Origin of the sequence: Amycolatopsis echigonensis, assembly GCF_014174495.1 — a bacterium.
Classification (GTDB): Bacteria; Actinomycetota; Actinomycetes; order Mycobacteriales; family Pseudonocardiaceae; genus Amycolatopsis; species Amycolatopsis echigonensis.
In genome coordinates, this window is sequence record NZ_JACJHR010000011.1 from 55488 (window position 1) to 76434 (window position 20947).

Sequence of the window (20947 nt, forward strand, 5' to 3'; positions counted from 1 at the left end):
GACAGCCGAAAACTACCGCGTCAGGTCATCCGGCCGAGCACCGGCCGCTTTCTCGGCGGCGCTACCGCATACGCTTCGGAGGACAGGTACACCGTGATTCCGGAACCGAACTCGCCCATTCTCAGCGACACGTGCGCGATCAGTCCGACACCGTCGCGCAGCGGTCGTTTCGAAACCGCTGCCAGCGCTTTGTCCAGTTTTGTCGGGTCGAAGTCGTACTGTGCGAGAATGGCGTGCACGCGGGCTCGCGCCACCTCGTCGTCCGGCACGTAACTGCGAATAGGAAGATAAAGACTGTAGTTTCCCGGAGCCCCGCCCATGCCTTCGACAAAGGAATAACTGGAAACCAGCGGGCGGCCTTCGAAGGGACCTTTTCCGCCGCCGAGCACGGCGAGGAATTCCCGGATCAGCATCGGGTCCGTGCCCGGCACCAGCTCGGCCGCGCGCACCGCGTCCTCCGCCTCGGCGGCGTCGTGCGAGACGTACACCTTGACCCGGGACAGCGGGTCGTCGTCGAGGTCGAGCGCGAAGAAGGTGAAGTTGTCGCGTTCGCCGCGACGCAGCGCGTGCTCGACCACCGGGTCGAACGCCTCGCCGAGGTTCAGCCGCCGGAACCCCTCGCTGACCAGGGAATCCGCCATGGTCGGCCCGCTGATCTGCGGGTTCAGGTACACCTTGATCTTCGGCGCGGAGCCGTTGCGGAAGATCAGCGAGTACCACAGCGTGAACGGCCCGCGGCGCTCCTCGTGCGGGAGGAAGAGGTCGGACACCGCGTCGAGCCGGTCGGTGACCAGGCCGTACTCGCCGGCCACCTGCGCGAGGAACGAGCGCGGGTCCGGGGCCCCGACGGTCTCGCCGAGAACCCGTACCACACATTCGCCATTGGCGTCGAAGGCGACCGAGAATTCCACGGGCGTGGTGTCGTCCGCCACATTGCACGGGAACTGCGCCGGACCGCCGACGGTCAATTCCCCGGACTCGCCGAGCAACAACCGGAGAAGTTCCAGGTGCCGGCGTTCTTCCGGATCGAATCCGACCGCGCGGCACAGCCGGTCGAGTTGACCACCGGCATGGGTGTACATCGACAAGTCGACCATCGGCACACTCGCTCCGACCATGGCGCTGTATTCACCGTTTCATTCGTGCGTTCGGCCCCGCGAAGCATCCGCCGTTCGGCGGAGCGGGCGCTCCCGGGCCGCCGAGAAGATTAATCCCCGGAATGCCGATCACCATACCTCTGACGGAGCGACAACACCGACCGGAAACCGTGCCTGAGTGTGCTGATCAACACCGGAATTCACCTGAATTCCGCATCGACAGGAACGGATTCTGCGGCTACTTGAGCCGCCATGTGGGCTATCCCACTGCTGCTGGCGGACGGTGTCTCGTGCACCCGATGCGGCGGCTTCGCGGCGAAAATTGTCGGTGGCGGGTGAGACGCTCGTCTCATGACCCAGATCCCGAAGCATCTGTCCAAGGTCGCCGAGAGCGACCGCCCGCCGATCCCCCGCGTCGCCGGCGAACGCGAGACGCTCCTCGCCTACCTGGAGTGGCACCGGGAAACCCTCGCGCTGAAGTGTGCGGGCTTGAGCCAGGAAGCCGTGTCGACGCGCGCGGTACCGCCGTCCACGATGTCGCTCCACGGCCTGGTCCGGCACCTGGCGGGCTGCGAACGATGGTGGTTCCGCATCCAGTTCGCCGGCGAGGACGTCCCGCTGCTGCACTACTCGGACGACGACCCGGACGAGGACTTCGACCGTCTGGACGGGGATTTCGGCGAGGCACTGGCGTTGTGGCGCGCGGAGTGCGACCGCAGCCGGGAAATCGTGGCGGCCGCGGCGTCGCTGGACGCGCAGGGGATCGGGAAGACCACGGGAGAGCCGTTCTCGCTGCGGTGGATGCTGCTGTCGATGATCGCGGAGTACGCGCGCCACCTCGGCCATGCGGACCTGCTGAGGGAGGTGACGGACGGGGCGACAGGGCGGTGAGGAGTGTCTGTCGGCCGTGGACTCGGAGGTGATGCGGTGGAGAATCCGGCTGCCGGGTTTGGCGAGAGGCGAGGCGATAGGTGCTTGGAGCTGGTCGAGGATCGGCCGACGTTTGGCTGAGGTGGTCGGCACGGCGGTTGCGCTGCCCGACCACGTGCCTGGCCTCAATGGACCGATCTGTCGCGCATGAGGCCCGGCTGCTCGCCCGTCGCGAGGGGGGTGGCCGCAGAGCCCGCGTCCGCGACGAATCGGACCAGCGGCCTTCCCGCCTCACCGCACTCGGCGTGCGGCGGACCAGCAGCCTTCCCGCCGACCGCGCCGCGCGTGCGGCGGACCAGCGGCCTTCCCGCCTCACCGCACTTGGCGTGCGATGCTGGACGGCATGATCGCCGATCCTGACTCCGGCCTGCTCTCCCCGGTGCGCGCCGGAACCCCGGCCGAAGCGGTGACTGGCGACCGGGCGTTCGCGGTCGCTCTGCTGGAAGCGGAGGCCGCACTCGCGCGGGCGCAGGCGCGGCTTGGCACGGTTCCGGCCGAGGCAGCTGAGCGCATCACCACTGCCGCGCGGCTGCTGGGCGAGGGCGAACTCGACGTCGTCGAACTGGCGCGCGACGCACGGGCGACCGGAAACCCGGTGGTCAGCCTGGTGCGCACGCTGTCCGCCAAGATCCCGGACGTCGCCGATTACGTGCACCGCGGCTCGACCAGCCAGGACATCGTCGACACGGCGATGATGCTCGTCGCGCACGACGTCCAGCGGCTGATCAGCGCGGACCTGGCGGCGATCGCGCACGCCCTCGCTGAGCTGGCGCGCGCTCACCGCGACACGGTCATGCCGGGACGCACCCTTACCGCGCACGCGGTCCCGACGACGTTCGGCCTGAAAGCGGCGATCTGGCGGCAAGGCGTCCAGGAAGCCTCCCGACGGATCGCGGAGCTGCGGCTGCCGGTATCGCTTGGCGGAGCGGCCGGAACGTTGGCCGCGTACGTCCAGTACGGCGACGGCAAGGACGACTATGCGGAACGGCTAGTCGCTGCCTTCGCTGAGGAAACCGGTTTGACCGCGCCGATTCTGCCGTGGCATGCGGATCGCACCCCGGTTGCTGAGCTGGTTTCCGCGTTGGCTGGGGTGACGACAGCGTTGGGCAAGATCGCGGTGGACGTTCAGGTCTTGGCGCGCACCGAGATGGGCGAAGTGACCGAGGCGACCGGCGGTGGGTCTTCGGCGATGCCGCACAAGCAGAACCCGGTGCGGTCAGCGTTGATCCGGTCGGCCGCGCTGCAGGTGCCCGTGCTCGCGGCCGGGGTTACGCAGTCCGGCTTGGCGGAAGATGAGCGCTCGGCGGGTGTCTGGCAGGCCGAGTGGCAGCTGCTGCGCGAATGCCTGCGCTTGACCGGCGGGGCCACGCATACGGCTTCGGATTTGGTGCAGGGACTGGATATTCACACGGACCGGATGCGGGAGAACCTCGCGCTGACCAACGGGTTGATTGTCTCGGAACGGCTGTCGGCGGCGCTGGCGCCAAGAATGGGCAAGGCTCGCGCGAAAGACTTGCTGGGCACCGCTTCCCGGCGTGCGATCGAGGAAAACCGTCCGCTTTCCGAGATCCTGGCGGACACGCCGGAAATTACCGCCGTCGTCGACGCTGCGACGCTCGCCGATCTCCTAGACCCGGCGCAGTACGTCGGCGCAGCGGGGCGACTGGTCGACCGGGCATTGGAAAATCCCGCGGAATAAGCACAAGCGGGACCGCTGCCAGAGGAAATTTGGCTCTGGCAAGCGATCCCGCCGCGCGATTACGCCACTGTGGACTGATCAGTGGGCCAAGCCGTGCCCGCCGGTATCGCGACGAGGCGGCTGAACGGTCCGGTCGACCTCGACGGGTTCCTCGTCCTCGGGAAGCAGAACCCCGTGCCGCGCAGGGAGAACTGCCGTCAGCAGACCAAGAACCGCGATGCCGAGGTGCAGCCAGTTGTCCGCGTCGGCGAGGTTGAGCGGGTTGCCCAGGCCGGACACCGGATTGACCGTGATCGTCCCGGCCAGCATCAGACCCCAGACGAACAGCGCGCCGTACCCGATGAAGAGCAGCCAGCCGAACGTCCGTGCCCCGCCGGAACGCAGGGCGAGCAGCAGACCGATCACACCGGTCCCCACGTGGACGATGTTGTTGAGCGGATTGGCGGAAAACCGCCACAAAGTGACCCCGTGTCCGGTGAAATCGCCGAACCCGGACTTCACGAGCCCGATAATGCCGTAGGCGAGAAACAGGACTCCGAGCAGAACGGCCAGCACCTGGGCGGGCTGCAGCCCTTCCACCCGAACGCGGGCCCGATGCGCACGAACCATGACTCCAGTCCTTCCCGTACCGAGATGACGGTGGGTCAACCCTGAAGGAATACCCCCGCTCAAACTGGGCCGAAACCCGAATCCCACCGCCGCGAACCCGCCCACCGGGCACAATCGGCCACACAGGACGGGCTGCCGGGGTTGCTGGGGCTGCTGAGCCAAGAGATGGCCGAGTGAGGCTCCCACCGCGTCGGCTCAGCTATCCGGAGAAATTCACCCGGCCCTGGCTCAGACCAGCGCGGCAACCAGCAGAGCGAAGGCGGCGATGATGACCGCGACGCGCACGTAGTGGTAGCGGTCCCAGCGGTTCATCTGCTCTTTCCAGTCCGCCGGCCGGTTCTCCGGCGTCCACGTCTTGCCGCGGTTGTTGATCGGGACGAGCAGCAGGATCGACATCACGACGCTCGCCACCAGCAGCCCGGAGCCGATGACGACGAGGCCGGTGCCCGGCCGGCCCCACGCGGCGATCGCCCAGATCGCGCTCAGGACGAGCGACCCGATGTACCAGAACGGCATGAGCGCGCCGAGCATCCGGCCCCCGTGCGCGCGGCCTTGCTGATTGCTGTCGTCCGGGAGCCCGTTGAGGATCGGATTGATGACGAAGGCGACCGAAAACTCCACCCCCACCATCACGCCGACGACCACGATGGTGCAGACCGCGAGTGCGCTGAGCATGATGACCTTCCCAAGTCCTAGCGTTGCTAGCTGTTGAATCGATGCTAGCTCTACTGCCGCTCGGTTGTCTAGCAGTGCTAGAGTCAGCTCATGTCGGTACACACACGCAAGCAGCGCGAACAGGCGGAACGCGAGCGCCTCATCGTGGCGACGGCCCGCGAACTCGCCGAACACCAGGGCTGGGACGCGGTCACCACCCGACGGCTCGCCGAGCGCATCGAGTACAGCCAGCCCGTCCTCTACAGCCATTTCCGCGGCAAACGGGAGATCATCGGCGCGGTCGCGCTCGACGGTGCCGCCGAACTGGCCGCGGCGGTGCGAGCCGCGACCCGCGGCGTGGACGGCCCACGCGCCCGTGCCGCCGCCCTCGCCCGCGCGTACCTCGACTTCGCCGAGCACCACCCCGCGGTCTACGACGCCATTTTCCAGCTCGACGGCGGCCTCGCGTTCGCCCAGGACGACACCCCGGAACCGCTGAAGGACGCCTTCGCCGCACTGCTGGAAACCCTCGGCGAGGTGGCCGGAGAAGGAGTCCATCCAGGACTGTTCACCGAGCTGTTCTGGGCGTCCCTGCACGGAATCGCGACGCTGACCCGAGCGGGACGGCTGCCGCGGGAATTCGCCGAACAGCGGATCGAACTGCTGGTGGAACGGCTCGTCGTGGCCTGATCCACCCGGCCGAGCCGGAACGAACCCTGCCTGCTTGCCCGCGGCCCTCCCGACCGTCACGCGTACAGGCCGGTACCGACGACACCGCCCAAACTCAGGTCACCGAAGTGGTCAGGCGCTTTCCCGGCATCGACTGAACGTCACTGGTCCACCGCGGTCAGTCCGCCCCGCGCACCCGTGCTCGGCAACGGCCACGGCTTCACTCCGCCGGTCACGTCGGCCCGCGGTCCGGGCGCTGACGGACCGGGAATCCGCTGCCCGATCCACGTCAGGACATCCGGCAGCTGCGCCTTGAACGTGTTCATGTTGTGCCCGGCGTCCGGAATCCGCCACGTCGTGAACTGCACCGGAGCCTGCGCGGCGGCCCGCATCTGGTCGACCGCACGGGTTTCGTTCTGTTCCTTCTCCCCGGAGATCGCGAGGAGTTCCAGCGGGGCCGGATGCAGCCGGACGTTGATCTTGACGTTGTTCGCGTCGTCGATGTCCTTGCGGCCGCGGAAAAGGTTCTCGGTCTCACCGTCCACTTGCGCCTTCTCGTAGCCGCTCACGCTCGCCGCCTGCGCGTACCACTGCGGATGCCGCGTCACGAGATTCAGCGCGCAATAGCCGCCGGACGACCAGCCCGCGATCGTCCACGCCCGGCGGTCCGGATTGATGCCGAGGCGCTGGATTCCCCATTCGCGGACGTCCGCGGACAGGTAGGTGTCGTTGGGGCTTCCGTTGACCTCGTCGACGCATTCGGTGTCGTGCCCGATTTTCGGCGTTCCGGTCGGATCCGGGATCAGCACGATCACCGGCGGCAGCAGATGCTTCGAGATCGCCGCGTCCAGCTGTTCGGGCAGGTGGTACCCGATCGGGGCGGTGGTGACCTCCGGGCCGGACGGGTAGTTCGGGATCCAGATGATCGCCGGGAACCGCATCGCCTTGTACGGATGCTGGAAGTATTGCGGCGGAAGGTAAACCGTGACGTCGCGGGTGAGGCCGGTGCGCCGCCCGGTCACCGTCACGTGCGCGATGGTCCCCTTGCCGACCCGCGCGTGCGCCACCCCGAGGTCGCGCGCCCGGGCGAGGTCGACGCCGTTGTCGCCGCCCTCGACGTCGATGCCCTCGGCGGCGAACGCGCCGGTCCCGAGCAGCGAGCCGAGCGTCGGGAAGAATCCGCCGATCATGTTGCCGGTCAAGCCAAGGGTGACGACGACGAGACACAGTGCGATCAGGACCGTGGCGCTGCGGCCAATTTGCTTGCGCTTGCGCCATTTGTCCCAAAACCACGGGACCGAGAGGACCGCCAGGAGTGCGAGCACGCCGACCACCGCGAGCCCGACGGGCGAATCCAACCTGATCTCGCTCAGGTGCACGGGAGAACCTCCAGGACCGATCGCGTGCCCGGACGGCGGGACTCGCTGCTCTAAATACGTTTGAGGGGCCATTCGCGTTGTGATCACGTGACGCCTGTCACGCTGGAATGGCCCCTCCGACGTCCTCGGTCCCTAGCGATTGCCCGTTAGTTCCCGATTAGTTGCCGAATGCGCCGCGCAACACCGTGATCGCTTGGGTGATCGCCGCCTCCGCCGCGTGCGTTTCACGGAGCGCGTTCACCATCACGAAGTCGTGAATGATGCCCTGGTACCGAACCGCGGTCACAGGCACCCCCGCCTGTCGCAGCTTCGCGGCGTACGCCTCGCCTTCATCGCGAAGAACGTCCGCCTCGCCGGTGATCACGAGCGCCGGCGGCAGTCCGGCGAGTTGCTCCACGGTCGCGCGAAGCGGCGAAGCGGTGATCTCGGCGCGCTGTGCCTCATCAGTCGTGTACTGGTCCCAGAACCACTTCATGCCTTCACGGCTGAGGAAGTAGCCCTCGGCGAACTTCGTGTACGACTCGGTGTCGAAGGATGCGTCAGTGACCGGGTAGAACAGCACCTGCTGAAGGAACTTCACGTCCCCGCGCTCCTTGGCCATCAGTGTCAGAGCCGCGGTCATGTTGCCGCCGACGGAGTCGCCCGCGATCGCGATTCGCGTGGTGTCGAGCCCCTTGTCCGCACCGTGCTGGACGACCCACTTCACGGCGGCATAGTTCTCTTCGATCGCGACGGGGTAACGAACTTCGGGCGAACGGCTGTATTCCGGAAAAACAACTGCCGCACCCGTTCCGGCGGCGAGTTCGCGGACGAGCCGTTCGTGCGTGTGGAAATCGCCGAAGACCCAACCGGCCCCATGGACGTAGACAAGCACCGGAAGCGGCCCGGTGACACCTCGCGGCTTCACGATCCGGACTTCGACGTCGCCGTTCGGTCCACCCGGGACAGTCAGCGTCTCGATGTCGGCGGGGGCGAGTTCGACTTCGCCGTCCTGGACGCCGTCGACCGCTTTGCGGCCCTCGGCGGGCGGGAGCTGGAAAAGGTACGGAGGCTGGTCGGTGGCCTCGGCGAACGCCTGGGCGGCCGGCTCGAGGACGAGGTTCTGCGGGTTCGCGGTCATGGCTTCCTCCGGTATCGGATCGGACAGGATGAACATAGCTCGCAACTTAATTGCGCACAACTTGATTAGGCTCAATGAGATCTAGAGCACTTGAGTTGCCCTTCCCAGCCAGTCGAGAGAGGATGGAGAGCTGGCGCACGAACCCCGAGGGAGGCCACCGATGACCAGCCCAGACACCGGAGAAACCGGCTCGCTGCTGCTTGACGACCAGCTGTGCTTCGGCCTGTACTCGGCCTCCCGGGCAGTCACCGCGCTCTACCGCGTGCTGCTCGAACCGCTCGACCTGACCTACCCGCAGTACCTCGTGATGCTCGCGCTGTGGCAGCAGGACGAGCAGCAGGTCAAGGAACTCGGCTCCGCGCTCAACCTCGACTCCGGCACGCTGTCGCCGCTGTTGAAGCGGCTGGAGAAGGCCGGGCTGATCAAGCGCGAACGCCAATCCGACGACGAACGTTCGGTCCGCATCCGGCTCACCGACGAGGGAATCGCCTTGCGCGCCAAGGCGGAACGGATCCCGCCGCACGTCGGAGCGGCGATGAACATGGACAACGCCGAGCTGAACCGGATGCGCGCCGCGATGGATCAGCTGACGGCTTCGGTCAACGCCTACCGGGAGTCCTACCGCCCGAGCTGAACCGGACGCCGTGGTTAGCATGAGCGCCAGGGCGAGCGGGAGGACGGCGATGAGCACACAGGACGAAGCGCTGCGCGCGGTGGAAGCCAGCCTGGACCGGCCGTCGGCGGCCCGCGTCTACGACTACTTCATCGGCGGCACCACGAACTACGCGATCGACCGGATGTTCGCCGAGAAGGTGCGAGAGCGGCTGCCGCTGATCGGCGAATACTGCCGCACCAGCAGGCAGTTCCTCGGCCGGGCGGTGCGCCAGAGCGTGCGCGAGGGCATCCGGCAGTTCGTCGACATCGGGTCCGGCCTGCCCACCGCGGGCAACGTGCACGAGGTCGCCGACGACGAACGCCCGGAACACGACGTTTCCGTGCTGTACCTGGACAACGAGCCGGTGGCGCTCGCACATTCGCAGGTGCTGCTCGCCGACACCGCGGACGAGGACCGGCACCAGGCGATCGCCGCGGACCTCCTGCAGCCCGCCGAATTGTGGGACCGGGTCGCCGATTCGGACGTGATCGACGTCCGGAAACCGGTGGCGCTGATCGTCAACGCGGTGCTGCACTTCATCAAGGACGAGCAGGACCCGGACGGCGTCCTCGAGTACTACCGCAAGCAGCTCGCGCCGGGCTCGTTGCTCATCCTTTCCCAGATGACCAACGAAAACCCGGTCGACGACAACGAACGCCAGGCTCTCGCCGACCTCATCGAGTACTACGAGTCGACCACCAATCCCGGCATCCTGCGCACGAAGGCGGAGTTCGAGCGGTTCTTCGGCGGCTGGCCGCTTCTCGAACCGGGCCTGGTGTACGCGCCGGCGTGGCATCCAGACGCCGACACGCTGTTCGCGAAGTCGCCGTCGGAGTCGCGGGTGATCGGCGGCGTGGCCCGGAAACCGCTGGACTGACCGGGTTTCCCGACAGCGCCTGACCCGGCTGACGTGGTGGCCACCGCAAGTCCGCCGTGCCATGGCTGGTTTTCCTTCGGCATCCACTTAGGACTCGGCCAGCAGTCGCCTTCACGAAGCCCTGCGCAAGACTTCCAGCGCCGCATAAACCGCGTCCCGGCCCAACTCCACCGCACGCCGCAACACAGCCGGATCCCGTTCCAGCACCACCACATCCGGAGCACCAGCTGGCGGCCGGACGCTGGCCAGCCGCGGATCTTCCCGCAACTGGCGTTCGTCCTCCAGATCCCGGTGGTACTGCGTGCGCCAGGCGTCGATGGTGCCCGGCGCGTGGCGGCGGAGAAACCGAGGCACAACCACATCCTGCACTCGCGGCGGCGGCACCGGACGTTCGTCCTCGCGCCGAGTGCGCAACACCAGCACGTCCGTCGCGCCCTGCGCCAACGCAGTGCGGAACGGCAACGGCTCGGCGATCCCCGCGTCCACGAACCGCCGCCCGCCCATCGCGATCGGCGGCCCGGCCAGCACCGGCATGCACGACGACGCGGCGAGCGCGATCTTGATCCCGTCCACGTCGTCGATGAACGGATGCAGATCGGTCGACTCGCCGGTGTCCGCGTCGGTGGCGAGCGGATGGAAGCCGACCGGATTCGCCAGGATCGCCGGGAAATCCATGGGTTCGAGCACCGAGTACACCTGGTGCACGAGGTATTCGAGGTCGATCACCGCCCGGCCGCGCAGGGTGTGCAGCGGGTTGATGATCCGCCGCATCACGGTCGGGTTCCACCAGGTGCGCACCCCGGTCTGCGAGCGCCCGCACAACAGCCACGCCGCGTTGAGCGCACCGGCGGAGGCACCGTACACGTCGTCGAACGCCAGTGTGGCCCCGAGTTCGTCGAGCGCGAGCACCATCCCGCTCGAATACGTGCCGCGGCTGCTGCCGCCCTCGACAGCGAGCGCGAGCCGGCGCCCGTCCGTCCGCCGCCCCGGCACGCTCCCTTCGGCGATCCGCGCGGCGAGCAGTTCCAAAACCGGATGCACGACTCCATCTTGATCCTTTTCGCCGCGCCGATCGACCCGATTTGCCCCCTCTCCGGGTGACCTGGGTTGCACTCAGTTGCACTGCACCTAGTTGCATATGACACTGTCCGTCATGGCACTGGAGCACGCGATCCTCGTCTCGCTCTCCGAGCGTTCCGGCTCGGGCTACGAGCTGGCGCGCCGGTTCGAGAAGTCCATCGGGCTGTTCTGGAGCGCCTCCCACCAGCAGATTTACCGCGTGCTGAAGCGAATGGAGGAGGCCGGCCAGGTCGCCGTCGACGTGGTGGCCCAGGACGGGCGGCCGGACAAGAAGGTCTACACCGTCGCCGAACCGGGCCGGGCCGAACTGCGTCGCTGGCTCGCCGAACCGTCACCGCAAGCCGGGCCGCAGGAACTGGCGGTGAAGCTGCGCGGGGCGTCGTTCGGCGACGCCGAGGCGGTCGCCGCCGAGATCGCCCGGCACCGCGACGCGCACGCCGAACGGCTCGAGCTGTACCGGCAGATCGAGAAGCGCGACTTCCCCGCCCCGGACCGGCTCCGCGGCCGTCCGCTGCACCAGTACCTCGTGCTGCGCGGTGGAATCCGAGTCGAAGAAGGCCAGGTCGAATGGCTGGAAGAAATCCTGACCGCGTTGCGCGCCGACGAGAAGGACGATTGATGACCGAGTACCCGAACCTGCTGTCCCCGCTCGATCTCGGCTTCACGACGCTGCGCAACCGCGTCCTAATGGGCTCGATGCACACCGGTCTGGAAGACCGCGCCTCCCGCTTCCCGCGGCTGGCCGAGTACTACGCCGAACGCGCGCGCGGCGGCGTCGGACTGATCGTCACCGGCGGGGTCGCGCCGAACCGCACCGGATGGCTGTTGCCGTTGGCCTCGAAGCTGTCCACGCCCGCCGAGGCGAAACACCACCAGTTGCTGACCAGCGCGGTGCACGCCGAGGGCGGCAAGATCGCGTTGCAGATCCTGCACGCCGGCCGCTACGCCTATCACCCGCTGAGCGTTTCCGCGTCGAGCCGCAAAGCGCCGATCAACCCGTTCCGCCCGCGCGCGCTCACGGGGTACGGCGTGCACCGCACCATCCGCGCGTTCGCCGACTGCACCGCGCTGGCCCGCGACGCCGGGTACGACGGCGTCGAGATCATGGGTTCCGAGGGCTATCTGATCAACCAGTTCCTCGCCGAACGCACTAACCGGCGCACCGACGCCTGGGGCGGCACCGCGGAGAAACGCCGCCGGTTCGCGGTCGAGATCGTCCGGCGCACCAGGGAAAAAGTCGGGCCGGACTTCATCATCGTCTACCGGCTGTCCATGCTCGACCTTGTCGAAGGCGGGCAGAGCTGGGACGACGTCGTCGCGCTTGCCCGTGAAGTCGAGGCGGCCGGGGCCACGATCATCAACACCGGCATCGGCTGGCACGAGGCGCGCGTGCCGACGATCGTCACGTCGGTGCCGCGCGGCGCGTTCACCTGGGTCACCGGCAAGCTGAAGCCGCACGTGTCGGTGCCGGTGGTGACCTCCAACCGGATCAACCTGCCGCACGTCGCGGAACAGGCGCTCGCCGACGGCGACGCGGATCTGGTCTCGATGGCCCGTCCGCTGCTCGCCGACCCGGACTGGATCCGCAAGGCCGAGACCGGCCGCACGGACGAGATCAACGCCTGCATCGCGTGCAACCAGGCCTGCCTCGACCACGCGTTCAGCCGGAAACCGGTGTCCTGCATGGTGAATCCGCGGGCCGGGCACGAAACGACCTTGAACCTGCTTCCGGCCCGGCGGACCAAGCGGATCGCCGTTGTCGGAGCCGGACCGGCCGGGCTCGCCACCGCGACGGCGCTCGGCGAACGCGGCCACGACGTCGAACTGTTCGAGGCCGACGACGAAATCGGCGGCCAGTTCGGGATCGCACAACGGATTCCCGGCAAGGAGGAATTCGCCGAGACCATCCGGTACTACACCCGCCGGCTGGAGGTCACCGGTGTGAAGGTGCGTCTCGGCATCCGGGCGACCGCCGCGGACCTGACCGGCTTCGACGAAGTCGTGCTGGCCACCGGCGTCACGCCGCGGGTCCCGGCGCTGCCCGGGATCGACCATCCGAAGGTGCTGTCGTACGTCGACGTCGTGCGGCACGGCAAGCCGGTCGGCGAACGGGTCGCGGTGATCGGTGCGGGCGGCATCGGCGTCGACGTCAGCGAATTCCTCACGCACAGCTCGTCGCCCGCGTTGGATCGTGCCGCCTGGATGGCCGAATGGGGCGTCACCGACCCCGCGCTCGCACCCGGCGGACTGGTGAAGCCGAAGCCGGAACCGTCGCCGCGGCAGCTCTACCTGCTGCAGCGCAAGAAGTCGCCGATCGGGGCCGGGCTCGGCAAGACGTCCGGCTGGGTGCACCGCGCGGCCCTGCGCGCCAAGGGCATCGAAAGGATCAGCGGGGTCTCCTACGAACGGATCGACGACGCCGGCCTGCACCTGACGGTCGACGGGAAACCGCGGCTGCTGGAGGTCGACACCGTGGTGGTCTGCGCCGGCCAGGAATCCGTGCGGGAGCTCGCCGACGCGCTCGGCGACGTGCCGGTGCATCTGGTCGGCGGGGCCGACGAAGCACGGGAACTCGACGCCAAACGGGCGATCGACCAGGGCACCCGGCTGGCCGCCGTCCTGTAGCCGCTTGCGCGCACTGGCAGGATGGCCACGTGCGAGACGTATGCGTGATCGGGCTCGGGCTCATCGGCGGTTCCCTGCTGCGAGCCGCCGCGGCGAGCGGCAGGACCGTATGGGGAGCCACAGTGTCCGAAGTGGACGCTGATGCGGCGAGCCGAGGCGGCTATGACGTCACCACCGACGCCGAAGCCGCTCTGCAGCGCGCGGCGTCCGCGGACGCGATCGTGGTCATCGCGGTGCCGCTGCCCGCGGTGGAAAACCTGCTGCGGCAGGTCGCGCAACACGCGTCGCACTGCCTCCTCACCGACGTGGTCAGCGTGAAGGGCCCGATGCTCGACGCAGTCCGCCGCCGCGCGCCGTACACGCGCTACGTCGGCGGGCACCCGATGGCGGGCACCTCGCGCTCCGGCTGGCTCGCTGGCGACACCATGCTCTTCCGGGACGCCGCGTGGGTCGTCGGCGTCGAAGAGGAAACCGACCTCACGGCGTGGGCCGAGGTCACCCGGCTCGTCCTGGACGTCGGCGCGCACGCCGTGCCGCTGCCCGCCGATTCGCACGACGAGACGGTCGCCCGGATTTCGCACCTGCCGCACCTGTTCGCCGCGATCCTCGCCTCGGTCGGCGCGCAGGGCGGCCCGCTCGCGATGTCGCTGGCCGCCGGCTCGTTCCGCGACGGCACCCGCGTCGCCGGATCGTCGCCGGACCTGGTGCGCGCGATGACCGAAGGCAACCGCGACGCCCTGCTGCCGATCGTCGACGACGCGCTCGGCCGCTTGGGAGCCGCCCGCGGTTCGCTCGCGTCCACCGGCGGTCTCGCGGCGACCATCAACGCAGGTCACGAAGGCGCGCTCGCCCTGGAAGCGACCCGCGACGCGGCGCGGTCCGGCGTCCGCATCGACCTCACCGCCGCCGACGCCCGCGAAGGACTCGTCGCACTCGGCGAACGCGGCGGCCGGATCACCGGACTGGACGGAGCGGTGGCCCTCGGTGAAGTGTCTTGACTTGCCTGGAACGCCTGGTGTGTGACGATTGAAGTCTCTCAATCCCAACCCCGGGGAGGCATTCGATGGGCATCAACTTCGACGAGCTCAAGAACAAGGCGACCGAGGCGCTGCGCGAGAACAGCGGCAAGCTCGAGCAGGGGCTCGAGAAGGCGGCTGAATTCGCGAAGTCCAAGGTCAGCGGCCACGACTCGCAGATCGACGGCGGCGTCGGCAAGGCGAAGGACCTGCTCGGCAAGGTCACCGGCAAGCACGACGAGGGCGGCGAGAAGCCCGAAGACGGCAAGCCCGAGGGCGGCCAGCCCGGCGGACAGCAGTAACCCTCCGCCTCCAGGGTGGGCCCGGCGGCACCCCATGCGGCTCTCGGCTCAGGTGCGCCGGTGGTACGGGAGGAACCGGCGCACCAGCCGCAGCGGCGAGCGTTCCACCAGGTCCGGCCCACGCACCGCGTCGAACGTCGAGCCGAGCTGGTCCACGACCCCGGCGAGCCGAGGGTTGTCCGGCATCGGCACCGAATCCGGGTCCCGCTGCTCGCGGACCGCGGAAGCCAGCTCCGCCAACGCGTCCGTGAGCAGCTCGATGTCCGCGGGCGACGGAGCCGGCGCGCCCTCGCCGATGGTCACGCCGACCTCGGTCACCGCGTCGGTCACCCGCTCCAGCCCTGCGATCACCGGCCACCACGCCACCGCCTGCCTGCCCGCCGGCGACGGCTCCACGATCACCTGCTGGAACGCGGTCCGCAGGTCCGCGAGCGCGCGGTACGCCGCCCGCCGGGCCCGTGACCGGGCGAGCCGCGATTCGCTGGTCGAGTTCAGCACCATCGCGGTGCGGACGTACTTGGCCACCGTGTCGAAACTGTCCGCCAGCCGTCCGCCGACAGTCGGCCGCCGCGAACCCGGCCACAGCAGATAGCCGAAAACGAGCACGATCACACAGCCGATCACGGTGTCGACCAGCCGCGCCAGCACGACCGGCCAGCTGCCCGTGTTGGCGAGGTCCATCTGCAGGATGATCAGCGGCGTCACGAACGTGCCGAGCATCCCGTAGTTGCGGACCTTCCCCACCGCGGCCCCGCCGGCGAACACCGCGATCAGCGCCACCAGCACCCAGCCTCGGGCCCCGAACGCGAGCACCACCGCACCGATCCCGACACCGGCGACCGTGCCCATCCCGCGCAGCACCGCGCGGCCGAACACCGAACCGAAGTCCGGTTTCAGCACCACGCCTACGGTCAGGGTGATCCAGTACGACCGCTCGAACGGCACCAGCAGCGCCACCACTTCGGCCACCGCGACGCACAACGTCAGCCGCAGCGTCGCCACCCAAGTCAGCGGTCCGGAGAGCCCGCTCGCCCACTCGCGCACGCGGCGCAGCGCCGAGACCTTCTTGCGCCGCTTGCGATCGTCGAGCTTCCCGATCCGCGCCAGTCCGGCGTAAAGCGCGCTGAGCACCGCGTCGGCGTTCTCGTCCGGCAGCTCGGGCGCGGGCGGCAGCGGCTGGCTCGCCAGCACTGAGGCGGCGACGCGCGTCAAGTAGTCGATGACCTCGTCCGGCGCGCGCTGTCCGGCGTTGACCATCGCCACCGACGCCTCGACCGCGGGGGTCGTCGCGGACAGCCGGTTCAGCAGCCTGCGGTACGTCGCGTCTCGACCGGACAGCCACGAGCGCGCGACCAGCAGCCGGTCGTACGCCGTGCTCATCGCGGTGGTCAATTGGTGGCGCGCGACCCGCGAAGTCGGTTCGTCCTCAGCCGACAGCATCGCCGCGAGTTCGATGTAGACCTGCGCGACGGCGGTGCGTTCGGGGCTCGTCGCGCGGAGCGTCCAGGTGCCGAGCGCGACCAGCAATCCCCAGCCAGCGCCCGCGCAGAAGTAGCCGAAGAGCACTTCCGTGCGCACGCCGGTCGCGTGCTGCGCGGTGCCGAGCACGCAGAAGACGAACATCTGCAGCCCGGCCACCGAAGCGTTGCTGCCCGCGGCACTGATGAGCGCGGAAATCGCCGCTATCACCACGATCGCCGGGATCGACCAAGCCGGCATGCCGCCGGTCAGGAGCCCTACGAGATACCCCATCGCGGCCGCGAACGTCGCCCCGCCCAGCCTGCGAGCGCGGTAGCGATAGGCCCCGGCCGCCTCGGACAGCACGGTCGGCAGCGCGCCGGTGGAGATCAGCGCGCCCACCGCGATGTCGCCCGCCGCGTACGCGACCGCCAGCGGAACGGCCAGCGCGGCCACCGCGCGAGCGACCATGTTCCACGGAATGGGAACCGGTTTGGAGCGCAGAAGTTGCGTCAGCCAGTGCGGCGCGGCGAAGTCGGGGCGGCTCACCGCTCCATCTTGACCTACCGGGGCCGTCCGGGATTGATTTGTCTCTCGGTCAACAACGTGTGCAGGGAGCTTTCATGCCGGGTCGCAGGTACTCGTTCGAGGTGAACCGGGTGAGCGCCGCCGCTCCGTCGGTGCTGTTCCGGCTGGAAAGCGACGGGACGCTGTGGTCGACGTGGGCGCGGCCGCTCGTATGGCAGTCCCGCTGGGCGGCACTCGGCGACGACGGCCGGGTCGGCGCTGTCCGGGAAGTCGGATTGTGGCCGGTTCTGGCCCGCGAACGGACTCTGGAATTCGAACCGGACCGGCGGCACGTCTACACGTTCGACGGTTTCAGCCCGGTCCACGACTATCGTGCGGAAGTGGCGTTCACGCCGAACGCCGACGGCGGCACGGACCTCAGGTGGTCGGGTTCGTTCGCCGAACGGATCCCCGGAACGGGTCCGGTCGCCCTCGCAGTGTTGCGCGGTGTGATCGGATTTTTGGCCACCCGGCTGGCCGAAGCGGGCAACCGGGGCGCCTGACCGGGGTGCGTTGCACCACAACGATCAACGAATACCGGAGCACGGACGTCATCCCCTCGGGGGACCCCGAGGGAAAGGAAGCGGCATGGCGAAACGGTGGCTGGCGGCGGCGGTGGCCGGCGTGCTGGTGCTGTCGGCGTGCTCCGGCCCGGACTCGAGTCAACCCCCGGAACAGGCGAACCCCGCCCCGGGAGCCGCGAACCCGGCTCCGCCGCCCGCGCCGTACCCGTTCGGCACCGTGCAGGCGAAGGCCCCGGCGATCCAGGACGGCAAGGTCGGCGTGGTCCGCCGCATCCAGACCGACAAACCGTACGTCTTCATCACCATGGACGACGGCGCCGTGAAGGACCCGTCGGCGCAGAGCCTGATCCAGCAGTCCGGCGGGCATCCGGTGCTGTTCCTGAACAACCGGTACGTGAAGGGCCACGAGGCGTACTTCAAGGCCATCCTGGACTCGACCGGGGCGGTCCTCGGCGACCACACGGTCAACCACCCGAACCTCAAGGGCAAACCGCTGGACTTCCAGAAGAAGGAAATCTGCGACGACGCCGACGACTTCCAGAAATCGCTTGGCGTGCGCCCGACGCTCTTCCGCCCGCCATTCGGCAACTACGACCAGAACACGCTGAAGGCCGCCGCGATGTGCGGCATGCGCGTGACGGTCCTGTGGACCGCCTCGGTCAACGACGGAGTCGTCCAGTTCCAGTCCGGCAACAAGCTCCGCCCGGGCGACATCGTGCTGATGCACTTCCGCAAGACGTTCAAGGAAGACTACGAAGCCTTCATCGCACAGGCCAAGAAGGACGGCCTGACCCCGGTCCCGCTGGCCGACTTCCTGGGCTGACCCGGTCCCGCCGCGCCGACCCTCGCGCAGCGCGGACTTGCCGCCGTGCTGTTTCCCTTGGCGAACCCTCAGTGGCTGCGCCGGTTCTCACCGGCGCTCACGAGAATCCTCCACCGCTGCACTGGCACTCGCTAAGCCGCGCCGCGCCATCATTCCGCCCGCTGCCGCCTGCGGGCATCGCTGCTCCGCGGACTGCCGCCGCCAGCTGTGACCGCCCTCCGCGCGTTGCCAACCCCAGGCGCGGCCGACTCCTGGCGCGCGGTCAGCCAGCCCCGAGGCACACGAACGGCCGCCGCATCGGGTCCACGGCCACCGCTTCGGCCAGTGCCAGCGCGGGAGAAGTCCCCTCCGCGAGCCGCCGGTGCAGGTCCGCCATCGTGTCCGCCGCCGCGCGGTCGCCGACCCGGGCCACCGCGCCGATGACCGTCCGCGAACCACTCGCCAGCAGCGTTCCGGCGAAGCCCAGCGCTTCCTCGCCCGGCCGGATGTGGCTCATCGCCAGCTCGCACGCGGCCAGCACCACCCGTTCCGGCGGGTTCGCGAGCCGGGTCGTCTCGTGCGCGAACAGCGGGCCGTCGACCAATTCGATGCGGGAGAACAGCGCGTTCGCCGGCTCGTGCGCGCCATGGGCGACCACGTGCGCCAACCGGGTGCCGTCCAACGCGGTCAGAACCGTCGTGCTCGTCGCGTCGTCGCCCTCGACCAGCTGCGCGTCCGGGTAGACCGAACGCAGCTTGCTCACCTCGCCGACCGCACCCGGCACCCCGGGGCCGCCCGCGAGCAGCACCGGACCGTCCTCGGCCGGACGTTTCGCGGTGATCCACGCGGTCGCCGACGGCGCGATCGACACCGGATGCCCGCGCAGCGACGGCAGCGCGCCCCACGGCATCGCGTACAACTGGCCGATCGGCACGATCACCAGCTCGCGGTCGTCGAGAGTTTTGACCAGCGACGCGGAAATCAGCGCGTCGAGCTTCTCCGCCCGGCGGCGCGCGGACGCGGACACCGTCTCGGCCATGAGCGGCGGCAGATGGTCCGGCGCGAGCGCGTCGAGGTCGGCGTGCAGCTGGGTCGCGGTCTCCACGATGTCGTCCAGCGGACCCAGTTTGAGCAGCCGGAACGTCCCGCGGTCGACGACCACCGAGTACAGCTGATTGTTGTAGGGCACCAAACTCACCAGCACGCGGTCGCCGAGCGCCGCGACGACCTCGTCCGGCGTCGCGACCGGCCGCGGGCGGCCCCACTGGCTCGTGTACCAGCCGAGCCTGCTCGCCTCGCGCTGCAACTGGGCGTACCGCTGCTCCAGCGCCTTCACCGGCTCGCCCTCCAGCCGGGCGCGCTGAATGGTGCGCTGGACGTGCCGCATCTCGTTGATGTGCTTGGCCAGCACCGGGTCCTCGATCACCGGCAGCGGTTCGTAGCGGTAAACCTGCGCCCGGGTGCGTTCGAGCCACGCGAACATGCGCCGCGCGCCCGCCGCGTTCCGCCGTGCACGCCGCAACACGAGCCGCATCGCCAGCCTGCCGAGTTCCTCGCCGTGCACGGCCGTTCCGCACAGCAGGTCGAGGCCGCCCATCCGGTCGCGGATCGTGCCGAGTTCGCGCAGTCCGGCGCGGGCCTGTGCGAGCGCCGCGCGCGGCCGGTCCTCCGCGACAGCCAGTTCCGCCCGGCACAGCCGGAACAGCATCCGGTGGTCGACCGGCGACGTCGCGCGCGGAGCCGGCACGTGCGTGAGTACGAGCGAGGCTTCGGCGATTTCCTTGCGGCGGATCAGCAAGCGCACCGCGAACAGCCGCGCGACCGCCGCCTCGTCCCGCAGCCCGAGCGCGGCCAGCCGTTCGGCGATGGAGACGAGTTCGGCGGGCAATCGCGAGGTAGAGCGTCCTTCGCGGTCCGACAGCACCTGCTGCGCTTCCGCCCGGAACCGGGCCAGACCGGCGATTTCGGCCCACGTCCGATTGCCGCGGCGGAGAAATCGGCGGCGCGCGTCCGACGCGGACTTTCGCGCCAACGCGAAATCGCCCTCCAGCAACGCGGCGGCGGCCCGGGCGACCTCGGCTTCCGCGATGTGCTGGCCGGATCCGTTGGCGCGCAAATCCGGCAGCGCTTCGTCGAGATGTTTGCCCGCCTCGTCGGCGAGGCCCGCGGTGAGCAGCGCGCGGGCCTGGTCGAGCCGGATCAGCGGGATCGAACCGGGCGATTCGGTGACAAGGATGCGCGCGGCTTGTTCGTAGCTGGACAACGCTTGCGGGACGTCGCCGATGAGCTGCGCGTGATCGCCGAGGTTCTGCCGGATCTTGCCCTCGAGCCGGGTGTGCCCGTTCTCCCGGGCGAACCGGAGCGCGCGTTCGAGGTCGGCTTGCGCGGCGTTCGGCTGGTTCAGCGCCATCTGCACGAGCGCCCGGTTCATCAGCATGATCACCAGGGTGCGGCGGTCGTCGTCGAACTCGGCCTCGATCCCGGGCAGCACGGCGTCGTAGACCGAAAGCGATTCGCTGAACCGGCCGCCGCGCATCAGCACCACGGCGCGCTGGCCGGTGACCAGCAAGCCCAGTTCGCGGGCGACCTTGCTCTCCGGGAGCTGGTCGCGAAGCTGCCGCGCGGTCTCCAGGTGCACGAGACCGGCGTCGGTGGAGGCGACCTCGGCCGCGGCCGCGCCGAGGCTCACCAGGACGCGGACCTGCAGTTCCCGGTGTTCGGGCAGCGGATCGGCGACGCGCGCCAGCCGCGTGAGCGCGCTGCGGAACAACCGCACCGCGATGCCGGGCCGTTGATCGGACGCGGCGGCCCGGCCGCGCGCGTACAGATCGGACGCCGCCGCGATCGTTCGATCATGGACGGGCGCGGACACGGACTCTATGGG

19 protein-coding genes are annotated in these 20947 nt (G+C 69.2%); 11 read left to right on the forward strand and 8 right to left on the reverse strand.

Annotated features, from left to right (window positions below):
* Positions 1-20: 20 nt before the first annotated feature.
* Positions 21-1118, reverse strand: coding sequence for a tryptophan dimethylallyltransferase family protein (locus H5411_RS10295; RefSeq protein WP_246368901.1), 1098 nt, complete (start codon positions 1116-1118; stop codon positions 21-23).
* 330 nt (positions 1119-1448) lie between these two features.
* Here H5411_RS10295 and H5411_RS10300 point away from each other — a divergent pair, with 330 nt between their 5' ends.
* Complete coding sequence (locus H5411_RS10300) at positions 1449-1988, forward strand: DinB family protein (RefSeq protein ID WP_183123661.1); 540 nt, start codon at positions 1449-1451, stop codon at positions 1986-1988.
* A gap of 382 nt (positions 1989-2370) precedes the next feature.
* A complete protein-coding gene (gene pcaB, locus H5411_RS10305) occupies positions 2371-3726 on the forward strand; it encodes a 3-carboxy-cis,cis-muconate cycloisomerase (protein ID WP_183123662.1) in 1356 nt (451 codons plus the stop codon).
* 78 nt (positions 3727-3804) lie between these two features.
* Here the strand turns inward: pcaB and H5411_RS10310 are convergent, their stop codons facing one another.
* Together H5411_RS10310 and H5411_RS10315 are read right to left on the reverse strand one after the other, a co-directional pair.
* Entirely contained in the window at positions 3805-4335 is a 531-nt protein-coding gene (locus tag H5411_RS10310; RefSeq protein ID WP_183123663.1) for a DUF4383 domain-containing protein, read from the reverse strand.
* A gap of 228 nt (positions 4336-4563) precedes the next feature.
* Positions 4564-5010, reverse strand: coding sequence for an anthrone oxygenase family protein (locus H5411_RS10315; RefSeq protein WP_183123664.1), 447 nt, complete (start codon positions 5008-5010; stop codon positions 4564-4566).
* A 90-nt stretch (positions 5011-5100) separates the two neighbouring features.
* On the opposite strand from H5411_RS10315, the gene H5411_RS10320 reads away from it, so the two are divergent.
* Positions 5101-5679 carry a TetR/AcrR family transcriptional regulator gene (locus tag H5411_RS10320; RefSeq protein ID WP_183123665.1) on the forward strand — a complete coding sequence of 193 codons (579 nt, stop codon included), beginning with the start codon at positions 5101-5103 and terminating at the stop codon, positions 5677-5679.
* Between the two features lie 140 nt (positions 5680-5819).
* Here H5411_RS10320 and H5411_RS10325 read toward each other — a convergent pair whose 3' ends face one another.
* Both H5411_RS10325 and H5411_RS10330 read right to left on the reverse strand, forming a co-directional pair.
* A complete protein-coding gene (locus tag H5411_RS10325; protein WP_183123666.1) occupies positions 5820-7037 on the reverse strand; it encodes an alpha/beta hydrolase in 1218 nt (405 codons plus the stop codon).
* A 157-nt stretch (positions 7038-7194) separates the two neighbouring features.
* Positions 7195-8157: an alpha/beta hydrolase gene (locus H5411_RS10330; protein ID WP_183123700.1), complete on the reverse strand. Its 963-nt coding sequence runs from the start codon at positions 8155-8157 to the stop codon at positions 7195-7197.
* 160 nt (positions 8158-8317) lie between these two features.
* Between H5411_RS10330 and H5411_RS10335 the strand changes: the two genes are divergently transcribed.
* Together H5411_RS10335 and H5411_RS10340 are read left to right on the forward strand one after the other, a co-directional pair.
* Positions 8318-8791: a MarR family winged helix-turn-helix transcriptional regulator gene (locus tag H5411_RS10335; RefSeq protein WP_183123667.1), complete on the forward strand. Its 474-nt coding sequence runs from the start codon at positions 8318-8320 to the stop codon at positions 8789-8791.
* Between the two features lie 49 nt (positions 8792-8840).
* A complete protein-coding gene (locus H5411_RS10340) occupies positions 8841-9689 on the forward strand; it encodes an SAM-dependent methyltransferase (RefSeq protein ID WP_183123668.1) in 849 nt (282 codons plus the stop codon).
* A gap of 111 nt (positions 9690-9800) precedes the next feature.
* On the opposite strand, the gene H5411_RS10345 is transcribed toward H5411_RS10340, so the two are convergent.
* Positions 9801-10730 (reverse strand): patatin-like phospholipase family protein, encoded by a 930-nt coding sequence (locus H5411_RS10345; RefSeq protein ID WP_183123669.1) that lies wholly within the window; start codon positions 10728-10730, stop codon positions 9801-9803.
* Between the two features lie 112 nt (positions 10731-10842).
* On the opposite strand from H5411_RS10345, the gene H5411_RS10350 reads away from it, so the two are divergent.
* The 4 genes from H5411_RS10350 (at position 10843) to H5411_RS10365 (ending at position 14712) form a co-directional block, all read left to right on the forward strand.
* Positions 10843-11388 carry a PadR family transcriptional regulator gene (locus tag H5411_RS10350; protein ID WP_183123670.1) on the forward strand — a complete coding sequence of 182 codons (546 nt, stop codon included), beginning with the start codon at positions 10843-10845 and terminating at the stop codon, positions 11386-11388.
* Positions 11388-13394, forward strand: a complete 2007-nt coding sequence (locus H5411_RS10355) for an NADPH-dependent 2,4-dienoyl-CoA reductase (protein ID WP_183123671.1) — start codon at positions 11388-11390, stop codon at positions 13392-13394. Before H5411_RS10350 ends, H5411_RS10355 begins: the two co-directional genes overlap by 1 nt.
* Before the next feature lie 29 nt (positions 13395-13423).
* Positions 13424-14392, forward strand: coding sequence for a prephenate dehydrogenase (locus H5411_RS10360; RefSeq protein ID WP_101440892.1), 969 nt, complete (start codon positions 13424-13426; stop codon positions 14390-14392).
* Between the two features lie 65 nt (positions 14393-14457).
* On the forward strand, positions 14458-14712 hold the full coding sequence (locus tag H5411_RS10365; protein WP_101436430.1) for an antitoxin: 255 nt from the start codon (positions 14458-14460) through the stop codon (positions 14710-14712).
* A 48-nt stretch (positions 14713-14760) separates the two neighbouring features.
* Here the strand turns inward: H5411_RS10365 and H5411_RS10370 are convergent, their stop codons facing one another.
* Positions 14761-16719 (reverse strand): FUSC family protein, encoded by a 1959-nt coding sequence (locus H5411_RS10370; protein ID WP_101436431.1) that lies wholly within the window; start codon positions 16717-16719, stop codon positions 14761-14763.
* A 74-nt stretch (positions 16720-16793) separates the two neighbouring features.
* Here H5411_RS10370 and H5411_RS10375 point away from each other — a divergent pair, with 74 nt between their 5' ends.
* Both H5411_RS10375 and H5411_RS10380 read left to right on the forward strand, forming a co-directional pair.
* Positions 16794-17240 carry an SRPBCC family protein gene (locus tag H5411_RS10375; RefSeq protein ID WP_101436432.1) on the forward strand — a complete coding sequence of 149 codons (447 nt, stop codon included), beginning with the start codon at positions 16794-16796 and terminating at the stop codon, positions 17238-17240.
* 85 nt (positions 17241-17325) lie between these two features.
* A complete protein-coding gene (locus tag H5411_RS10380) occupies positions 17326-18084 on the forward strand; it encodes a polysaccharide deacetylase family protein (protein WP_101436433.1) in 759 nt (252 codons plus the stop codon).
* A gap of 262 nt (positions 18085-18346) precedes the next feature.
* Here the strand turns inward: H5411_RS10380 and H5411_RS10385 are convergent, their stop codons facing one another.
* Complete coding sequence (locus H5411_RS10385; protein ID WP_101436434.1) at positions 18347-20935, reverse strand: CHAT domain-containing protein; 2589 nt, start codon at positions 20933-20935, stop codon at positions 18347-18349.
* Between the last annotated feature and the right edge of the window lie 12 nt (positions 20936-20947).